This window comes from Bacillus sp. ISL-34, assembly GCF_018613325.1.
Classification (GTDB): domain Bacteria; phylum Bacillota; class Bacilli; order Bacillales; family DSM-1321; genus Peribacillus.
Window position 1 is genome coordinate 117057 of the sequence record NZ_JAGGQJ010000018.1, and the last position, 20800, is coordinate 137856.

A 20800-nucleotide genomic window follows, 5' to 3' on the forward strand; every position below is an offset into this window, starting at 1 on the left:
TCCCCTTTCTAAGGAAATAAGGAAAAACATTTAAAGCTTTTTCTTTTAAATGTTTTTGGAATTATAATATAGAAAGGATAATTATGTTAAAAGTAATGAGTGTAAGTCCGCCATCAAATCTAAGGATAAGGTTTTAATGAAACGACTTCAAAAGTATGGGGGGCTGTAGGATGAAATTTAATAAATTGTCATTGGATATATTTAAACGCACGATCTTCACTCGCAAGAAAAGGGATAAGGACTATCAGAGGAAAGGATTCGAAGTGCAAAAAAAGGTTTTTAATATAGTGGAAAGTTCTAAGGATATTATCTACTGCTACGAATCAATCCCAAGTTCCAAGTTCAGGTATCTAAGTCCATCCATCAATACACTTTTAGGTCAAGGCGTCTTGGAAGAAGCATACAATGACCCTTCCTCCCCTTTTGAAAGGATTCATCCTGATGACTTTGAAATCCTAAATGAAAAGATATACGTTGGGATTGATTATACTAAGCCGGTCATTCAACGCTGGAGAAATATCGAGGGGGATTTTTTGTGGTTCGAGGAATATGCTACACCTATATATGAAAAAGAGCAATTGGTAGCCGTTCAAGGAATCATTCGGAATATCGATGAAAGAGTGAGATTCATACAGGATATTGAGTATCAAATGTCCCATGACCCATTAACGAATATCCATAATCGACAATTTTTTGATAATATATCTGCCAAATCCAATCTGGATTTTGACACTCCGGTTGCCATGATTTTGTGTGATTTAGATGAGCTGAAATTTATGAATGATACATATGGCCATAAGAAAGGGGATGAATTGATCAAAGGAGCGGCAAATCTATTGAAACGGATTTTCTCGGACATCGCTGTTGTAGCGAGAGTGGGAGGCGATGAGTTTGCCATTCTTCTGATTGATAGAAGCAAGCGAGAAGTGGAATCTCTTTGTGAATTATTAAAGGAGGAAATCCTTTTGCAAAACTCCCTAAAAAAAGGCCCTCACATCAGTATGTCATTCGGACATGCATACCGTTCGCATTCAAAAGGGAATATGGATAGTTTATTCATGGAAGCGGATCAAAAAATGCTTCAAGATAAACGGCAAAGAAAAGAACAGAAACTCGTTCGGGCGGGTAGATGAAAGATATGGGATACAATGAGATAGGGCAAGGGCCATACAACATTCCTCACTAGCGGAATGCTTGATTCCTGGGGTGTTTAATGGAATTTTGAACTAAAAGGTTTGGAGTGGTTTCGCTGTATGAATGATGAATAGAAGCAATGGGATTACAGCATGGCGAACCTAAATTGTCAGTCTGCATACGGAAGGTAAGCGGGAGGAAATGATCATGTCAGCTTTTCATTATGAATGTTAAAGGGTGAGTCCAGTGTCATACTGGGCTTTTATTTATATATATATATTTAGGTACACGAAATAAATAACTCGCTTATTTTAACCTATTTTAGTAAACTGGCAATGACTATTTTAATTAGAAGGTGAAGGGAAATGAGGGAAACCTTAGTGGATGAACGGGTAAGAGGGACTGATAAGATCTGGACACGTGATTTCATCATGATCTGTTTGGCAAATATGTGCATCTTCATGGGGTTTCAAATGACGATGCCGACCCTCCCGCTGTTTGTGGAACAGCTTGGCGGTGACGACCGCCTGGTGGGGGCTGTCCTTGGAATCTTCACTTTTTCAGCCTTGCTTGTTCGGCCAATTGCCGGCAGATTATTGGAGACGAAGGGAAGGCGCCTCGTTTTTCTTGCCGGGTTAGCCATTTTTGCATTGTCAGTGGGTTCCTTCGGTTTTATGGGGAGCATCGGCTTGTTATTCATGATGCGGATTGTACAGGGTGTCGGCTGGGGATTTTCTTCAACGGCTTCAGGAACGATTGCTTCCGATATAATCCCTGCGAAACGGCGTGGTGAGGGGATGGGTTATTACGGATTATCGGGTAACTTAGCACTGGCATTCGGGCCATCATTGGGTCTTTTTCTAGCTACGGTTCTTCCGTTTCAAGAGTTGTTTTTGATCTGCTCATTATTAGGATTGTTTGCCATCATTGCAGCATCACTTATTCGGTATCAAAAAGTGGAAAGTGATCCTTCCGCAGCTGTCAGAGCCAAAAGGTTTGATATATATGAAAAAAGTGCCCTTCAGCCATCATTGCTCATTTTCTTCATTTCCGTTACATTCGGTGGAATTGCAACCTTCCTTCCCCTGTATACAGCGGAAAAAGGTGTAGATGGAATTCAGTGGTACTTTTTAGTATATGCAATGGCCCTCATGGTCACGAGATTATTCGCGGGTCGATTATATGACCGAAGGGGACATCGAGCAATATTCGTGCCTTCAACAGTACTCATCATGGCTGGCATGCTGCTGCTTGCGTGGATGCCGAGTGAAGCGGTCCTTTACATTGCGGCAACGCTTTATGGATTTGGATTCGGTTGTGTCCAGCCGGCGCTGCAGGCATGGTCGATTGAAAAGACGGCACCCAATCGGAAGGCGATGGCGAATGCCACATACTTTTCATTTTTCGATCTTGGAGTGGGCATAGGTGCCATCGTGTTCGGGCAGATAGGCTTCCTCTTCGGCTATAGGAGCATTTATATCACGGCAGCCGCCTCGATTTTCATTTCAATGATCGTTTATTTTTGCATCATCAGGAGCGAGGATAAAGTAAAATCAATGTAGGGATGTTGAATGGCTTCAATGGAAGTCATTCTTTTTTTTGAGTCAGGAGGAACACCAATGGCTTCGTTGTTTCATCAGTGTATCATCCTGAATATTTTAAAAATGGAAAAATTTTGTTATTATCAATAAGAGAATATACATAAGATGATAGAAGGTCTATTTGAAGGAAGGGGAATCTTGGGATGAATGATTCTTCAAACGAAGAAATGACATTAGAAAGAAGGAAGCGTATTTTCCAAGAAGAGCTGGATGTTTTATGGGAAAGTCGGCTCATCCCTAAATCAGAATATATCCGGATTAGCAGGGCATACAATCGGCATTTCCAATTAGCCCTCCATAAACAAAAGCGCTTAGAGCAAGAAAAAAGGAAATCCGCCCATGGAACTGAAACGATTATCGGTGAAAGTGCCGATAAGAGGGTTCAAGATAGCCTGATTGAAGAATCTTCATTGGAATTACGGGAATCCAGTGGATTGAACGAATCGAAAATGAAAGATGAGAAGGCAGGGTATGCTCCCATTCAATCCGTTTTTGAGGAAAGCCTTGAACCTGTCAAGGAGATCACTGATAGGAAACCGGTTATTCAACAGCAGGCCATCAAGCGGGAGAAACCGGTAAAACCGGTAAAGCCGAAGAAAACACCTGAGCAAATCAGGGAACGGAATATCTCTGTCATCCTGCTCACTGGGGTCATATTGCTTCTGTTTGGCGGGTTGATTTTAGCAACCACTTCATGGGGAGATCTGAATGCGGTCCTGAAAGTTTTCTTCATTGGAATGGTATCCGTCATTTTTGCAGGGATGGCCTTCATCGCATCGAAGCTTAAAATTAAACAGACCGCTTTTGCATTCCTGACGCTAGCGGGTTTATTCATTCCGATTACGATTTTATCAGCTTCATATTATCGGATTTTTGGAGAGTACCTTTCACTTAATGGTGGTGGGCGGGGGCTTCTGGGGTTTCTTGGGGGTTTACTCTGCTTAGCCATTTATTGTAAGATTGCTGACTACTTCAAGTCGAAAATATTCATTTTCATTTCGATATTCACGTTTGGCATTACCTGCTATTTCGGATTGGCTTTTGTGACACCGACGATCGAGTGGATGTTTTTGGCGATTGGCATTCTTAATTTAATACTATTATGGAATATTGAGCAATTGAAAAATCAAAAAGCATTAACGTTATTCAAACCATTCATTTTTCAATTCATCCAGTTTAAGATCATCGTGGAAGCCTTTGTGATCCTGACGTTATTTTCAAGTAACTTGGTGTATTCGCTAACGTTGATGGTCTTTTCGGTTTTATTTTTAATTTTTTCGGTCAAATTCCAAAGAAAATATTATGAAATGGCGTTTAGCGCCGTTTTCACGTATGGATATATCCATCTTGTTTATAACTCGTTTTTAAGTGAGTACATAATCATTGCATTTGCACTTGTACCAATCATTTTTACTATTCTATCGAAATATCTGGCTAAATCCAAAAGAACTAAGCTTTCCAAGAACTTCATGTTCACCAGTATGATCGAGAGCGGGATCGTTTTCTTATATAGTAACGCGATGGTGTACCAGGAGAACTATGCGCAAATATTCATCGCGCTTATGATAGTATCCGCCCAGCTTGTCTATGTTTCCCTTCAATCGAGAAATTCAAGTCTCACGTACCCGGCTGTTGTTGTTTTCGACTTAGCGTTCCTATATCTTTTCTTTGCATTGCCAGTCTCTTTTTCTACCATCTTAAATCTGTTTTTTGTTCTTCAGGTCATTCAATATCTAGGAGTATATTTATATAATCGTCACCCAAGGTACAGCCTGTTTAAGAAGAGTATTTTACTTATCTCCCCAATGATCATGTTAGTGATACTGACCAGTAAATTCAGTGAAATGGATTGGCTTGCAGTTAGTGCGGCGCTCGCCATGATCTCTGGGCTTTTCTTCATCACATATATAAAAGACCAATCAAAGCATATGAAGGAAAACGCCTTATACGGATTTCCAATCACTTTCGTACTGGCTTTGGTTGCTTTATATCCATATTTGTTGGAGAGTTTAGAATGGGTCCGTTCAAATATCCCGCTCAGCGTCTATTTAATGGGGGTTTCACTGATTTCCATCGGTGCAGCTTACACATTTAAAAAGGGATACAATAAATTCTTTCCTGTTTTTGCATATAGCGGACAGATTCTTTCCTTCCTTTCCATGATATCGATCCCATTCGATTCACTGAATCCTTTGGAAGCAAGCGGAGTCATTGCCATAGCCACTGCAATGAACGGCTGGTCCGTCCATATACATCGGAAGCAAATATTCTGGGTGCCTGTCGTGATTACAAGTGCCGGCCTATATGCTTCACTCTACGATGTTTTCGATTTTGGTTTAATGGTGTTGAGGATTGCGTTTGTGCTGCTAGGCCCTATTGTCTTTTTCCTTTTAGGAGAATGGCTTGGGAAATATTCGAAAAATGGGAAATTGTACTTCCAATATACTAGTCACCTTGCTAATTTACTTGCGATTCCCGTTGGATATTTGCTCATTGTCCATACGGAAAGTTCACCGTTCCTATATGTTGCACAGCTGTTGATTTATATTTTGAGTGCTTTAAGGGCACAGGTGATATGGGAAAAATACGTTTTTACGTACCTGGGGTTTTCGACCCTTTTCCTGCAGGTCCATTTATTTTTTGCGAACGTGGGTCAAATGGCATTCATTACATCCATATGCATGATAATGACAGCAGGACTCATAACCATTCTGTGGTTGGCTTCCAATAAGAATTGGAAAGGTATCATGGAGTACTATCTTATTCCATTCATTCATTTAGGAATAAGCATATCCATATTGGAAACTGCAATCCGGGATTTTCCGCTTAACAGGGAATTGGTCTGGGTAGGAGTGATGACTGTACAGTTCTTGTTTGCCTGGTATCTGCTCATGAAAAGGAATTGGCGGAACTATATTGCGGCTCCTCTAAGCCTGGCGTTCATCTTCTATAATATGTATGTAAATACAGTACCTTTGGTTATGGCGATTATCGTATTGCTTGTATGTATGGCTGTGATGGTGATTGCTAGCAGACGCCATTTCAAAGGATTGGTCAACCAAGAGGGAACGGAGAGAGTCATTGATTATTATCGGATTTTTGGCTTGTTATATCTGTGCACCCTGAACCTGGAAGTGTTTATGAGCGATACAGGTTCTGCGATTTTGGGGATTTTTGTTTCGCTGCTGTTGCCTGGCTACTTCATCCTTATGGGAAGATTCACGATCCATAAGAAAGAAAAAAGCATTTACTCAGGAATAGCTGCCATTATCGGCCTTTTCCCGTTCCTCAATATCATGGACTATGCCCATAGACTCCCAATCGTCACGAGTTTGGCAGTTCTTTTTGGCTGTATGGCAGGAATGCTGTTGCTGAGCAGGCTGCATTCCAGCGGGTTACTCAAGAAAAACGGAACAGGCATCATCAGCTTTGATCCTTTCAGGATCTATGGTTTATTCTTTTTGATCGATATGAATGCGGAGGTTTTTAATGATACTAAACATCAGTTACTCCAAGTCTTTGTATCACTTCTGTTAACCGCTTATTTCATTTTCCTGAGCAGCTTGACAGCAGATAAGCAAGAAAAGAAAATCTATAGCAATATTGCTGCTCTAGTCAGTTTGTATCCCTTCCTAATCATCGTCGGCTATGCCGACAGCCTATCGGTTGTAATGGGATTGCTGTTCCTTTTCGGCTGTATGTCAGGGATGCTGCTTTTAAGCCGGCGTTATTTCGATGGTTTAATCAAAAAGGAAGAAACAGGTATTACCATCGATGCATACAGGATATATGGCCTGCTATTTTTACTGGCCATGAATAGGGGAATTCCAGTAACTGAAACATCAAACCAGTTACTCCAGGTTTTCGTCTCACTCTTGATCACGGTTTACTTCATCTTGATTGGAAGTTTCACAAAGGATGTAAAAGAAAAGAGCATCTACGTTTGGCTGACGGGAATTCTCAGTTTGTATCCGTATTGGACCATCATCATGTACGCGGGCACATTACAGCCTTTCGTTGGATCGGCAGTCCTTTTTGGGTGTACGGCCATGATGGTAGTGCTAAGCAGGAAATACTTTAAAGGCTTGCTGTATAAAGGCGGGGCAGGACTTCAATTTGATTTTTACAGAGTCTATGGTCTGCTGTTTCTTCTTGCCATGAACATGGATGTTTTGACGGGGGGATCCGCACATTTCATTCTGGAAATCTTCGTGGCACTTCTGATTCCGGCCTATTTCATTTTGATGAGAAGCACGACGACGGGCATGTTGGAAAGAAAATCCCAGTTGGCTGCAACGATATTGTTCAGTCTATATCCGTATTGGGTCATTGTCGAACAGCTCACGATACCTCCTGTACTTGAGGAGGAGGTGAATATTCTGCCGCTGTTCATTGTCAACACCACTCTGCTGAGGAAAATCTTTGTTAAAGGCAAAATCACACAATATATCGAGAGTGGTATTGTTTTCCTCTTGTTTTTGGCCTTGATCATTGATGCAATGGCAGGCAACACCTTATATGATGCCCTCATTATCGGCACGGTGTCAATGGCAGCAATGCTGTTTGGATTCATGATGAAATACAAATCCTATTTCATCGCTGGAACTGGGACCATTTTATTCAATGTTTATATGAATACCAATTCGATGTGGAGCGAGATGCCATGGTGGCTGTATTTAATCATCGGCGGAGGGCTGCTTATCGGAATTGCATCTTTCTTTGAATGGAAAAAGCAAAAAGACAACCGGACATCGAAGGAGGTACTTGAGAAAAATAAACAAAGGGTCAAGAATTGGTTCAATCGGTGGAATTAATGAAGAAGGAAATGAAATGCGTCAGAGGCCCAATCTCTTAACCTTGGACCAAAATTTCAAAGGGGTTCGGAATTTATAAATTCCGAGCCCCTTTTGTCTACAAACTGAGAGCACTTAAAAGCCCTCTTTCTCTTCTTCTATTTTTTTATTTCCTCTTCCCAATCATGAATTTCTATTTCCCGCTGATCTATATTAGTTTGCAAAACATTAATTAAAAATGGCGAAAGGTAATTTCTGTATTTTTCCAATTATTGCTCGATCTTCAGTTAACCTTGTACTAATTTTTTTTATTTTTCAAATTTGCATATACAAAAACGCTTGGATTTTTTCCAAGCGAAAAGCTCAAGACGAACAAGAACTGCATGAAGAACAGCTGGAAGAGGAATCGGAAATGCTGTCATGGGAACTGTTATGACCACCATGATCGGCATGGCCGGATCCAGAGGAAACTGTGTTCGGTTCATTCCCGAAAATATCTTTAAATTCGCTGTCAAAATCATCGGTGCTTGCATAAGTGAAATAGGCAGGAGCTGCATAGTCAGTCTGGTCGTACGTTTTCCGCCAATTCAATTCTGTCATGGGGCGATTCTCTTTAAATTGGGAAGTGAAAGATTCAAAGGTCCGTTCCGCTTGTATACTTGTCGGTTTCCGCATATATTTCTCTTTTAACTGCTCCAGCTCCAACGTTTCAAAATCGCGGAGAAGCGTTAGCCCTTTACCATGTTTGAAAAATTTGCCCCACTTTTGAATGGAATGGGAGTCCACCGTAAATAGCTGTACATAGTAAAAGTCAAAAAGAGTCCGCTCTTCGGGTTTGAAAATAGGTTCTGAATGAGGATGGTGCTGAATGGTCCTACCGATGAAAGCTTGGCAGAACTCATCATATTCCTTTCTATAGTTCAGCATGATATGCCATAACTCATCGATGACTGAATTAAACATTTCAACTTTTCCAAACACAGCAGCCATGATCAAGTAGCGTTTCAATTCACGCCAAGCCTGATTGACCTTTAACTGTGAGTCCCTTGGATGCTTCTGTCGGAATTCAGTATTGACCTTTTCCATATAATTGAAATCCAGTGCTGTATTAAGCTTTTCTATCAATGCTTCTGAAACGATTTCCGTTGCATGCAGATTTAACGTTTCTGCATGGTATTTACGGAATTCAGTTTGATAGCGTTCCAATTTAGCCGGTTCACTTAGCCCTTTAACGAACCTGACAAGTAAAACAGCAAAAATCGCCGAAAGAATGACATAAAAAAAGGTCATTTTTGTCCACTCCTCTTAATTTATGGATAAATTGCTTTAACATTATCTTACATGTTATTGGAAGGGATTGTAAGTTGTTGTTTTGATTTTTGGCCAAAATGTTCCATTGGCGGAAATCGATTAAGCTGGGGAGGTTGCATGCCAAAACCCTGAATCGGGTTTCGTCCTTTCCTTGTCATGTAAGAGGTTTTCAATTAACAATCAAGCACTTCAAATAATGCCTCGTATCTAGTATAGTTAGGGAGGAAATGGGGTGAAGGCATGTACTTGACAGTAAAAGAGACTGCGGAATATCTATCGATGCCGGAATCTTATATAGAAAGTTTGATCGTTCAAAATAAAATTCGCACCGTTCATGATGGTGAGCAGCATTTGATTTTTAAAGATCAGTTTAATATGCATCTTGAACAGATGGAGAAATATAAGAAGGAATTAGCGGATTATTATAACGAACCCATCCCCGAAGATACCGATGTGAAGGATGAAGATTAGCATCTGCCGATTTGGCAGATGTTTTTTCATGGAGAAATGGCTTGGAATTAAGGATAAGAATTTTCCAAAAAAGTCTAAACTATGTCTCCATCATGGGTCTTACTAATCATTCAAATAATTTTTGTTGTCAATGGAAGGTAATTGTAGTAGAATCCCTCAATTCCGTGTAAAATGAAAGGTAGTAGGAATTATCACGGCAGAATGGTAGTTAGGAGATAGGTAAGTGGTAAAAGAGTATTTGCAAAGCGAAGGTTTTTCAAGGTTAATTACATTAATTGTGTTAGTCCTCTTTTTAATAAGCATCGGTAGTATGGTTAATATCGTGTTATTCACATTTGTTTTCACTTTCCTGATGGGAAGGCTGGAGCAATTCATCATGATTCGGCTGAATAAAGTGATGCATATCAACTCCAAGGTTGTTATAAGCTTTTTATATGCAGTCGTCATTTCTTGTTTAGCCATCGTACTTTATAAATATCTACCGGTCATTACGCTACAATTCACGGAATTAGTGACACAGATCGTTTTCTTCTTTCAACATCCACCAGATAGTAGGGTCATTCAATATGCCATTAATATAATGAACGAGCTGGAATCGCCGCTCGATCTTCAAAAACAGATGAATACACTCTATCTTTATATATCCGATTTCGGTAAACTGGCATTTCAAATTTTCATTTCCATGTTGCTTAGTCTATTTTTCTTATTGGAAAAAGATAAAATCATTCGATTCACTTCTAAATTCAAGCGGGCCAAATTTAAATCTTTCTTTATAAACTTAAGCCACTTTGGCGTCAAATTCATCAATTCATTCGGAAAGGTGATTGAGGTCCAGTTCTTGATAGCCATTACGAATGCTGTCCTATCCGTAACTTTCTTATGGATTCTTGGCTTCCCGCAGTTGCTAGGACTAGGGATCATGATTTTCTTCCTTGGTTTGATTCCGGTTGCAGGGGTCATCATCTCCCTCATCCCGCTTAGCATGATTGCCTATAGTATCGGCGGCATGCCCAAAGTGATTGCTGTATTAATCATGATTGTTGTGATCCATGCAATTGAAAGCTATATTTTAAATCCGAAATTCATGTCGGCAAAAACAAATCTTCCAACATTTTTCACCTTCATCATCCTATTATTTTCCGAGCATTTCCTTGGGATATGGGGATTGATCATCGGAATACCGATCTTCATCTTCCTGTTGGATATGTTAGATATTGAAGAGGGGAATACGGAAGTCCCATAATAATCATTTGAGCAGCGGCCACGCTAATATGGCCGCTGCTTATTTTTGTTTTATTAAACCTTTTGAATGGTGGCACTATCTGTTTGCAATATAATATCCATTAATTCGAGTAAAGGTTAAAAGGAGTCATCTTTCCCTATTAGAGCTTAGTTGCGTTTTTGATTTACCGAGTTAATTGATTAAAATTTTATTTTACTAAAGTTATTTATCGACTTTTTATTGCATAAAAAAACAAATAAACGTATAATATTCTTAAAAGAATATACTGAAAGTTCTCTAAAGTTAGATTTATCAGTTTTTTTAAAAAAAGAGAGTTTACGAGAGAGAAGAGGGGATTATTTTGAAAAAGGTTTCTTTTTTAGTATTTGCCATGGTAGCTTCTTTGTTACTAGTCATGACAGGATGCGGGAAGGGTAAGGAAGTCTCGACAACTGGTAAAGAAGAAGAGTCCAATGGAAAAACACTCAGGATCGTGACGGACGCCAACTATGCTCCATTTGAATATCTTGAAGGCGATAAGATTGTAGGATTCGATGTTGATTTCATCAATGCCGTTGCAAAAGAAGCGGGTTATGAAGTTAAATTGGAAACTGTTGGTTGGGACCCGATTTTTGTAGAAATCGAATCTAAGCGAGCGGATATCGCCATATCTGCGATTACAGTGAATGACGAAAGAAAACAATCTTATGACTTCTCGGTTCCGTATTTCTTATCCACAAACAAGATTCTCGTTCCGGAGAATAGTGATATAAAATCAGGAAATGAATTGAAAGGAAACGTCATTGCCGTTCAGACTGGTACAACCGGACAGGAAGCGGTAGAGAAACTCCTTGGAAAGAATCACAAGGATATCAAAAAATTCGAAAATAATAACCTGGCCATTCAGGAATTACTAAAAGGCGGAGCTTCTGCTGTCGTAGCTGATAATACCGTTGTTGAAGAATATGTGAAAAATAACCCCGATCAAAAACTGAAAGTCGTTGAAGATAGCAAAAGTTTCAATGAGGAGTTTTATGGTCTCATGTTCCCAAAAGGCAGTGAATTGAAATCGGAGTTCGATAAAGCCGTGAATGCCATTTATGAAAATGGGAAATATGCAGAAATTTATAAAGAATGGTTTGGTACCGATCCAGATATAGAAACATTGAAAGCACAACAATAAAATCAAATGGATAGTAAAAGATTGCGTAACTTTACGTGTGAAGTTACGCAGTTTTTTTGGCCTTAGGAGGGAAACAAAATGAGTTTTCGCTGGGATATTATTTTTGAATATGCTCCTTTCTTATTAAAAGGAACATTGCTTACTATAGGGCTTTCGGTTTCCTCCATCATCATCGGAACCTTTTTGGGGTTATTGATCGGTTTAGGGAAAATCATGAGAAACAAAGTGCTTGCCTTTCCATTTTACTGTTATGTAACGGTTTTTCGCGGAACACCGCTTTTAGTTCAAATCTTTTTAATCCATTTTGGAATTGTGCCCTTTTTTACCGGGGAAACGAATGCAGTAACTGCCGGTGTCATTGCTTTATCGTTAAATGCAGCCGCATATATTGCCGAAATTTTCCGGGCGGGCATTCAATCCATCGATAATGGGCAAACGGAAGGGGCGCGTTCATTGGGAATGACCCATATCCAAACAATGATACATGTTGTATTGCCTCAAGCTTTCAAACGGATGATTCCTCCGTTAGGAAATGAATTCATCGTATTATTGAAGGATTCATCCCTGCTTTGTGTTATTGCTGCCCCGGAATTGATGTACTGGGGGAAAGCGATGGGGAGTCAGTACTTTAAAGTGTGGGAGCCATACTTGGCGTGTGCCTTCATCTATCTATTCCTTACCCTCATTTTAAGTTTCGTACTAAATAGACTCGAAAGAAGGTTGAAAACAGAATGATCAAGGTGGAGAATCTAAAGAAGTCATTTGGCGAAAATGAAGTATTGAAAAATATCAATGCAATCGTTTCCCCTCGGGAAGTAGTCGTGGTAATCGGGCCTTCTGGGTCGGGTAAATCCACTTTCCTCAGGTGTATCAATCAACTTGAAACGATAACGGGAGGCCATATTTTCATTGAAGGGCTTGATACGACAGACAAGAAGGTCAATATCAATAAAGTCCGGACGGAAGTTGGCATGGTATTTCAGCATTTTAACTTATTTCCACATAAAACTGTTCTTGAGAATATAATGCTTGCGCCTATAAAGGTCCGCAAGATATCCAAAGAACAGGCTTCCAAAAGAGGGATGGAACTGCTTAAGAAAGTGGGACTTGCCGAGAAAGCGAACGCATATCCGGATTCATTATCGGGGGGACAAAAGCAACGCGTCGCAATTGCCAGGGCGTTGGCGATGGAACCCAAAATCATGCTATTCGACGAGCCGACTTCAGCTCTAGATCCAGAAATGGTCGGTGAAGTCCTTGAGGTCATGAAGCAACTGGCTAAGGAAGGAATGACCATGGTAGTTGTGACCCATGAGATGGGGTTTGCAAAAGAAGTTGGAGATCGCGTGATTTTCATGGACGAAGGTTATATTATTGAAGAAAATATTCCTAGTGAGATTTTCAATAATCCCCAGCAGGAAAGAACGAAAGCCTTTTTGAGTAAAGTGCTTTAATGGCACGTAAAGAAAAAAACCTTCCATAAAGGGAGGTTTTTTTTTCGGAGTATATCAGGGGGCTTCATTTGATGCATGAAGCGCCTAAAAGCGATTCAGGGCTTTTACCGAGCACAAGCATACTGATTTTGGCATATCCAATATTTTTATTTTGGGAGAAGGTCTGAAGTAACACCTGGATATTTGGGTCATCCTTTAACTTTTGAACTTCCTCTATATATAATCCGATAACGGAGGGCATAACGAATTCAGGGGTGTATTCGTTAGGGTTTTCATCCATGAGTAATGTGCCCATAAATTGATATTTAAATTGAAGAGCCCGTGTTAAGGCAATGACATGGAGCAGTTTTTTAAATAATTCGGGGTATGAATATTTAATTTTCTCCAGAGCTGCTTCTGTTGCCTGTAACTCATCTACACTAGATAAAGTGATCATGAATATCTCCTTTTTAGGATATCTGGAATCCATCAGCATTTACCGTGCTTTTTACTTATACTAGTCTAACCCTGCCGTAACGCATTGTAAAATGGTTAGTTGTTATCATGTGCATAACCCAAATCTATGATAGTGCTTACATCAATCATGCTAGATAATTCACTGCTTATGAGATAACGCTTCCCTCGTATATTTCAGCCATTCTTTTGCAGCGTATGAAAGGTAATGGTCCTTACTCCAAATAAATCCTAGATTCCAACTAATTGAGGGGTTTTTAACCTTGATTGTCTTTACGCGCTCATCATGACGGCATAAACTTTCAGGTAATAGAGCAACGCCAAGTTTACAGTAAACCATTTCCTCAATAAAATCCCAGCGTGAGCTTTCCGTGACGATATGTGGAGAAAAACCAGCTTCATTACAGGATGAAATGATGAGATCTCGAAGGACGTAATCTTTATTGAATAAGATGAAAGATTCGTTTTCCAGGTCGGCCAAACCAATTTCTTCACTACAAGCATGCGGATGGGAGGGGTGAACAATCAAGTTGATGTCTTCTTCCAAAAAAGCAAAATGATGAAAAAGTGCGGTGTTGGTTGGCAGGACTATTACGCCTAAATCAATTAAGTCATTTTGAACGGATTCTTCTATTTTCTTTGAACCATCCTCTACTAATTGAAAGGTAATATTGGGATAGTCCTCGTGAAAACGGCTAAGAATTCGGGGGAAGAAAGAAGCGTCGATGATCGGCGGCAGCCCGATGCGTATATGTCCCTTTTTCAAACCTAATAAATTGTCCATTTCCGTTTCTAAATTGTGAAAGGCCTTATCAATCAATTTTGCCTGCTCTAAGACGACCCTGCCTGCATCGGTCAAGATCAGTTGCTTGCGTGAACGATCAAAAAGTTCAACACCTAGCTCGGTTTCCAGGTTTTTAATCATCTTGCTGATGGTCGGCTGGGTAATGAATAAATGGTCGGCAGCCCGAGTGAAGCTATTGAAATTGGTTACCTCTATAAAGTATTGCAAATGTTTAATATCCATTGCGTCACCTGTTATCCTCGTTTAAAATTAGTTTCATTTTACCCGTAAACGGAAGTGTTTGTAAAACATGATAAGTTTGGAGTTCCATGCACGCATAAATAAGCTGGATTCCAAAGGGGAACCCAGCTTATGAAAGGGCTGGCTATAAAGAGTATCTGCCGTGAATTTTATTTGACCAACAAGACGGGCACTGGGGAATGTTGGACGATATAGTGGCTCACGCTGCCTAGGAATTCCTTGAAGCCACTCAATCCGCGGCTGCCCATGATGATAAGATCACAATTCTGGGATTTTGCACGTTCCAATAAAGTCGTGATGGCTGAACCCTCTACGACAAATGTTTGGGATGCATTCGGAATTTCGGATAAAAGCGCTTCCGCTTTTTTAATCACTTCCTTGCCATACTTGAGCATGGATTCTTCAATTTCCTGAAAAGCATTGCCATATATATTTGGCTTGATTGGCAGCGTTACAGCGTGAAGCACCTGGATTTCGATTGCGGGATCCAGCTTCGCTAATTCAATCGCTTTTTCTAAAGATTTAAGTGCCAATTCAGATTCATCAAAAGCAACTAATATTTTTGAACATAGCATTGATCTATCAGTCCCTTCTTTTAAAGAATATACCCCTAGTATATCAATTTGAATCTTTCATGCAGTTTCATATATTAGAAATTTTGTGAATACTTATTGAAGTTTACGTTAACGTCAATGTTAAAATGAAGGTAAATAATCCCTTTGCAAAGTGTGGTTTTAACATGTACACCATTTCTGAGTTAGCAAAAGAATTCGGATTGACGACAAGGACCCTCCGATATTATGAGGAACTGGGTATGCTTAGGCCAATGCGTACCGAAACGGGAAAAAGAGTTTATGGAAAGAAAGAATATGCACAGCTCAAAATCATAATGCGCGGTAAGAAGTATGGTTTCTCGTTAGTGGAAATAAAGGATATAGTCCTTTTATTCGATAAGGATAGGACAGGCATCAAGCAATTGGAAAAAACGATTGAAACTGCAGGACAGAAGTTAAACGAAATTAATGAACGAATTAAAGAGCTGGATGGGTTGAAGCAGGATTTTGAACAGGTAATCAAAGGCTTTACCGAAACACTGCATGACTTGAAAGTGAACGGTAAAACAGGCAAGCGGTGAAATTAATCTTGAAAATAGGTTTTGACGTTAGTGAATGATGAATATATATTCTAGAAACAAATGGGGTGAGGATTTGGAAATTCAAGAAACCATTGCAGTTGTGACAGGCGGAGCTTCTGGTCTGGGAGCCGCGACAGTAAGAAACATCATTAAAAAAGGTGGAAAAGCGGTCATATTTGACCTCTCGGAAGACAACGGCGCTAAAATGGCTCAGGAATTGGGAGATTCAGTCCTGTTTATTAAAACGGATGTAACAAGTGAAGAAAGCGTATCGGCAGCGTTGGATGAAGGAATGAAAAAATTCGGGAGCATCAATGCGGTCATCAACTGTGCAGGCATTGCGATTGCAGAGAAGGTCATAGGCAGAAAAGGTACACATGAATTGAAAGCGTTCTCAAATGTCGTGCAAATCAATTTGGTCGGTACGTTTAATGTAATCCGGCTTGCGGCGGAAAAAATGGTCGAAAATGAACCGAATCAAGAGGGGGAGCGTGGGGTCATTATCAATACAGCTTCGGTCGCCGCCTTTGAAGGACAAATCGGACAAGCCGCATATAGTGCCTCTAAGGGAGGGATTGTTGGTATGACTCTGCCCATCGCTAGGGAGCTTGCCACCAAAGGGATACGTGTCGTATCGATTGCACCCGGTCTATTCCATACTCCGATGTTCGATTCATTACCTGAAGAAGCTAGGACGTCATTAGGTAAAACCGTACCATTCCCATCAAGGCTCGGGTATCCCGAAGAGTACGCTAAACTAACGGAAAGCATCATAACGAATCCAATGCTGAATGGGGAAACCATCAGACTGGATGGGGCCATTAGAATGTCACCTAGGTAAGTCGTTAATTCCTTCAGGGCAATCCATTCTAAATCCAGGAAAAGAGCCTCCGCAAAGAATTGGAGAGGAGATAAAACAGATGAAACATCCATACCTAAGTGAAGATCATGAGATTTTCCGTAAGTCATTCCGAAAGTTTTTAGAGAAAGAAGCAGTTCCCCACTATGAACGATGGGAAGAAGAGAGGATCATTCCCCGGTCATTTTGGGTGAAAATGGGTGAACAGGGTTTTTTATGTCCGGACCTTGGAGAAGATTATGGGGGTTCAGGGGTAGATTGGGGCTTTGCGGTCATAATTAATGAGGAATTGGAAAGAGTCGGTTCTGGTTTTATTGGTTTCGGACTTCATAGTGACATCACCGTTCCGTATATTTCCGCATACGGAAATGAGTCGCAGAAAAAGCGCTGGCTTCCCAAATGCACGACAGGGGAAATCATTACAGCCATTGCCATGACAGAGCCTGGTACAGGTTCGGATTTGGCCAATATTAAAACGACTGCCATTTTGGATGGAGATCATTACATATTAAATGGCCAAAAGACATTCATCACAAATGGCATACATTCGGATTTGGTCATCGTTGCCTGTAAAACGGATCCAAGTGCCGTTCCGAAACATAAAGGCGTTAGCTTAGTCGTGGTCGAAAGGGATACACCTGGGTTTTCCAGGGGGCGAAAACTGAAGAAGCTTGGTTTGCACAGTCAGGATACAGCAGAACTCATCTTCGAGGATTGCCGTGTTCCAAAGGAAAACCTGCTTGGTGAAGAAGGCAAAGGGTTTAATTACTTAATGGATAAACTGCAGCAGGAACGACTTGTGGTGGCGATTTGTGCTCAAACCGCATCTGAGGATATGCTGGCCGATACGATTGAGTACGTGAAAAGCAGGGAAGCATTCGGAAAATCCGTAAGTCAGTTTCAAAATACTCAATTCAAAATCGTGGAAATGGCAACGGAAATCAAAATGGGGCGTGCCTTCCTAGATCAATTGATCGCCAAACATATGGCTGGTGAACAGGTTGTAACGGAAGTTTCGATGGCAAAATGGCGTTTGACGGAGACTGCCAGAAAAATATCCATTGAATGCATGCAGCTCCATGGCGGCTATGGATATATGGAGGAATACAAGATTGCCAGAAGGTATCGGGATGTTCCGGTAGCAAGCATCTATGCCGGGACAAATGAAATCATGAAGAAAATCATCGCTAAGAATATGGGCCTTTAATAAAAGGATGAGAAGGGAAGAGAGTATATGCGGGAAGTGGTTATCGTTGAAGGGATTCGCACGCCAGTAGGCAGAAGGAACGGTGTCTTGAAAGACGTTCGCCCTGATGATCTGGCAGGGGAAGTATTGAAGAAGCTGATTGAAAAGGCGGGCATCGATCCGGCTATTGTCGATGATGTCATTTTAGGTTGTGTTTCACAGTCGGGCGAACAGGCCGGTGATATAGCAAGGGTTGCTGCACTGATTGCCGGATTTCCGATTGAAGTGCCGGGAACGACGATTGACCGTCAATGCGGATCAAGTCAGCAGGCAGTCCACTTCGCTTCCCAGGCCATCTTGTCGGGAGATATGGATGTGGTAGTGGCCGGTGGAGTGGAAAACATGTCACGAGTTCCCATGGGGTCTAATTATCAAGGTGCTGTAACAAGCCAAAAGTATATGGATTTGTATGAGGTGATCAACCAAGGTTTATCAGCTGAGAGAATCGCCGATAAGTGGGGGATTACACGTGAAGATTGTGATCAGTTTTCCGTTGGAAGCCATGCCAAGGCAATACGTGCTCAAAAAGAAGGGCATTTTAACCGTGAAATGATATCAGTATCGGGTACTGATAAAGAAGGAAATCATATCGAAGTTACGGAAGATCAAGGCCCAAGAGGTGGAACTACGCTTGAAGTACTTGCTGGATTGAAACCGGTTTTTCAAGAAGACGGTTTAATTCATGCTGGGAACTCAAGTCAGATCAGTGACGGTGCTGCCGCTTTATTGTTGATGGAACGCAGTAAAGCCGAAGAACTTGGATTGAAACCGCGCTTTAAAGTGCATACACGGGTTGTTGTCGGGTCAGATCCCACACTGATGCTTACGGGGCCGATTCCCGCCACCCAAAAGGCTTTGGAAAAAGCAGGTCTTACAATTGATGATATCGACATCTTTGAAGTGAATGAGGCTTTCGCTCCTGTACCGATTGCCTGGCTAAAGGAAACGGGGGCAGACCCGAAGAAACTGAATCCAAATGGCGGGGCGATTGCCTTGGGTCATCCTCTTGGCGGCAGCGGGGCCCGATTGATGGTGTCAATGATCCATGAATTAGAAAGGACGGGCGGCCGTTATGGGCTGCAAACAATGTGTGAAGGCCACGGTATGGCGAATGCGACCATCATTGAAAGATTGGACTGAATCTGGACTTTCCATTTAGGAATATTCGTATATCGCACGAAGGTAAAAGCTGAAAAAGGGATGAAGCCGACCATCGCAGGCTTTGCCTGAAATCTTCCTGTTGATGGTGGGCCTACTTGAGGAGGAAAATGATATGTCAGTAACGATTAAAAATATCTTTGATCAGACGGTTCAGGAATTCCCCATTAAAGAAGCTATCTACGACGTGAGAAGAAATATCCGCTATACGTACATTCAATGGAATGAACAGGTGAATAGGTTGGCGGCGGCCCTTCAATCGGAAGGGGTGCAAAAAGGGGACAGGGTTTCTACGTACCTTTACAACAATGAAGAGCTCGCAACAGCATTCTTTGCCTGTGCAAAAATCGGTGCAATCTTTAATCCAATCAACTTCCGTTTAATGCCGGAAGAGTTGGCCTTCATCTTGAACGACGCTGCTCCAAAGGTCGTTTTATTCGAACACGAATTGGAAGCGAACGTTGCCGCGGTTGAAAAGCGATTTCCAGAAACGGCTTTTTGGTATATTGATGATGATGTGCCTGGGTATGCTAAAGGTTACCGTCAGAAAATGGCCAGTATCTCATCAAAGCCGGAAGAAGTGGACGTTCACGAGGATGATATCTATGCCATCATGTATACGAGCGGGACTACCGGACGTCCCAAAGGGGTCATTCACCTTCATAAAGATATGGTCAAACAAGCAGAGATTTTAATAGAGGCCATGAAGTACGAACGCTCTGATATCGGTTTGATTACTGCACCGATGTTTCATTGTGCTGAATTGCACTGTTCCTTTTTACCTCGCGTACAGGTCGGTGCCGCAAATGTCATATTACATCAGTTTAATCCCAAAAAGGTCATGGAACTGATTGAATCCGAGGGGATCACCAAGTTTTTTGCTGCTCCCACGATGTGGAACATGCTCATTCAGGAAAACTTGGATGAGTATAAATTCCAGAGTTTGAAGCTTGGGCTTTATGGAGCAGCCCCGATGGCTCCCACACTTGTAAGGGCCTGTCAGGAGAAACTCGGCATCCAGTTCATCCAAGCTTATGGAATGACTGAAATGGGTCCCGCAATCACTCTCCTATTGGAGGAAGATCAAATTAGGAAAGCGGGCTCTGCCGGCAAGGCATGTTCCGAACATGAAATCATCATTGCCCGTCCGAATGACGAAGGGCCAGCGGATCCCGAGGATATGCTGGAACCTGGGGAAACAGGGGAAATCCTAGTGAAGGGTCCATGTATCATGCAGGGTTACTTTCAAAAAGATAGAGAGACCGAAACGGCGCTTTACAAAGGCTGGTACCATTCCGGTGACATCGGTTTCCTGGATGAGGATGGATATCTGTGGGTCAAGGACCGGGTGGACGACATGATTATTTCTGGAGGGGAAAATATTTATCCACGTGAAGTGGAAGATACACTATATGAGCATCAAGGAGTTCTCGACTGTGCAGTAATTGGTCAGCCAGATGACCAATGGGGGGAACTGGTAACGGCCTTCATCGTAGCCAAAGACCCTTCGCTAGCGGAAACCGATCTAGAAAACTGGTGTAAGAACAGTGATACATTGGCGAACTATAAACGTCCAAGAAGATATATCTTCTGTAATGAGCTGCCTCGAAACGCAAGTGGGAAGATACAAAAATTCTTGATTCGTAAACAGTTGGAAGAAAACATTGATGGCAAAAGTTTGGGGAACCTTCTTTAATGCCGGGGTCAGTAGCCGATACAATAACAAGTTAGAGTT

17 protein-coding genes are annotated in these 20800 nt (G+C 41.4%); 13 read left to right on the top strand and 4 right to left on the bottom strand.

Annotation, left to right across the window (positions count from 1 at the left end):
• Nucleotides 1–170: 170 nt before the first annotated feature.
• The 3 genes from J7E52_RS14095 to J7E52_RS14105 all read left to right on the top strand — a co-directional run bounded on the left by J7E52_RS14095 (nt 171) and on the right by J7E52_RS14105 (nt 7549).
• Nucleotides 171–1133: a sensor domain-containing diguanylate cyclase gene (locus J7E52_RS14095; protein WP_214747465.1), complete on the top strand. Its 963-nt coding sequence runs from the start codon at nt 171–173 to the stop codon at nt 1131–1133.
• A 366-nt stretch (nt 1134–1499) separates the two neighbouring features.
• Nucleotides 1500–2696 carry an MFS transporter gene (locus J7E52_RS14100; RefSeq protein WP_214747468.1) on the top strand — a complete coding sequence of 399 codons (1197 nt, stop codon included), beginning with the start codon at nt 1500–1502 and terminating at the stop codon, nt 2694–2696.
• A 182-nt stretch (nt 2697–2878) separates the two neighbouring features.
• On the top strand, nt 2879–7549 hold the full coding sequence (locus tag J7E52_RS14105) for a hypothetical protein (protein ID WP_214747471.1): 4671 nt from the start codon (nt 2879–2881) through the stop codon (nt 7547–7549).
• A gap of 342 nt (nt 7550–7891) precedes the next feature.
• On the opposite strand, the gene J7E52_RS14110 is transcribed toward J7E52_RS14105, so the two are convergent.
• The gene (locus J7E52_RS14110; protein ID WP_214747475.1) at nt 7892–8818 is read right to left on the bottom strand and encodes a glycine-rich domain-containing protein; all 927 of its coding nucleotides are present in this window, start codon (nt 8816–8818) and stop codon (nt 7892–7894) included.
• Between the two features lie 261 nt (nt 8819–9079).
• On the opposite strand from J7E52_RS14110, the gene J7E52_RS14115 reads away from it, so the two are divergent.
• The 5 genes from J7E52_RS14115 to J7E52_RS14135 all read left to right on the top strand — a co-directional run bounded on the left by J7E52_RS14115 (nt 9080) and on the right by J7E52_RS14135 (nt 13169).
• Nucleotides 9080–9310 carry an excisionase family DNA-binding protein gene (locus J7E52_RS14115; protein WP_214747477.1) on the top strand — a complete coding sequence of 77 codons (231 nt, stop codon included), beginning with the start codon at nt 9080–9082 and terminating at the stop codon, nt 9308–9310.
• Nucleotides 9311–9533: 223 nt separating this feature from the next.
• Entirely contained in the window at nt 9534–10553 is a 1020-nt protein-coding gene (locus J7E52_RS14120; RefSeq protein ID WP_309476889.1) for an AI-2E family transporter, read from the top strand.
• Between the two features lie 340 nt (nt 10554–10893).
• Entirely contained in the window at nt 10894–11715 is an 822-nt protein-coding gene (locus tag J7E52_RS14125; RefSeq protein ID WP_214747480.1) for a basic amino acid ABC transporter substrate-binding protein, read from the top strand.
• Between the two features lie 78 nt (nt 11716–11793).
• Complete coding sequence (locus tag J7E52_RS14130) at nt 11794–12450, top strand: amino acid ABC transporter permease (RefSeq protein WP_214747484.1); 657 nt, start codon at nt 11794–11796, stop codon at nt 12448–12450.
• On the top strand, nt 12447–13169 hold the full coding sequence (locus J7E52_RS14135) for an amino acid ABC transporter ATP-binding protein (RefSeq protein ID WP_214747487.1): 723 nt from the start codon (nt 12447–12449) through the stop codon (nt 13167–13169). The genes J7E52_RS14130 and J7E52_RS14135 overlap by 4 nt, the downstream gene beginning before the upstream one ends.
• Nucleotides 13170–13233: 64 nt before the next feature.
• On the opposite strand, the gene J7E52_RS14140 is transcribed toward J7E52_RS14135, so the two are convergent.
• The 3 genes from J7E52_RS14140 to J7E52_RS14150 form a co-directional block, all read right to left on the bottom strand.
• A complete protein-coding gene (locus J7E52_RS14140; RefSeq protein ID WP_214747490.1) occupies nt 13234–13605 on the bottom strand; it encodes a hypothetical protein in 372 nt (123 codons plus the stop codon).
• A 159-nt stretch (nt 13606–13764) separates the two neighbouring features.
• Nucleotides 13765–14649: a cidABC operon transcriptional activator CidR gene (gene cidR / locus J7E52_RS14145; protein ID WP_214747493.1), complete on the bottom strand. Its 885-nt coding sequence runs from the start codon at nt 14647–14649 to the stop codon at nt 13765–13767.
• Between the two features lie 167 nt (nt 14650–14816).
• Nucleotides 14817–15242 (bottom strand): universal stress protein, encoded by a 426-nt coding sequence (locus tag J7E52_RS14150; RefSeq protein ID WP_214747495.1) that lies wholly within the window; start codon nt 15240–15242, stop codon nt 14817–14819.
• Nucleotides 15243–15406: 164 nt separating this feature from the next.
• Here J7E52_RS14150 and J7E52_RS14155 point away from each other — a divergent pair, with 164 nt between their 5' ends.
• The 5 genes from J7E52_RS14155 (at nt 15407) to J7E52_RS14175 (ending at nt 20761) form a co-directional block, all read left to right on the top strand.
• On the top strand, nt 15407–15802 hold the full coding sequence (locus tag J7E52_RS14155) for a MerR family transcriptional regulator (RefSeq protein ID WP_214747498.1): 396 nt from the start codon (nt 15407–15409) through the stop codon (nt 15800–15802).
• Between the two features lie 73 nt (nt 15803–15875).
• On the top strand, nt 15876–16643 hold the full coding sequence (locus J7E52_RS14160) for a 3-hydroxyacyl-CoA dehydrogenase (RefSeq protein WP_214747500.1): 768 nt from the start codon (nt 15876–15878) through the stop codon (nt 16641–16643).
• A 79-nt stretch (nt 16644–16722) separates the two neighbouring features.
• On the top strand, nt 16723–17868 hold the full coding sequence (locus J7E52_RS14165) for an acyl-CoA dehydrogenase family protein (RefSeq protein WP_214747503.1): 1146 nt from the start codon (nt 16723–16725) through the stop codon (nt 17866–17868).
• A 27-nt stretch (nt 17869–17895) separates the two neighbouring features.
• Nucleotides 17896–19047, top strand: a complete 1152-nt coding sequence (locus J7E52_RS14170) for a thiolase family protein (protein WP_214747505.1) — start codon at nt 17896–17898, stop codon at nt 19045–19047.
• A gap of 133 nt (nt 19048–19180) precedes the next feature.
• Nucleotides 19181–20761 carry a fatty acid--CoA ligase gene (locus J7E52_RS14175; protein WP_214747508.1) on the top strand — a complete coding sequence of 527 codons (1581 nt, stop codon included), beginning with the start codon at nt 19181–19183 and terminating at the stop codon, nt 20759–20761.
• Nucleotides 20762–20800 lie beyond the last annotated feature (39 nt).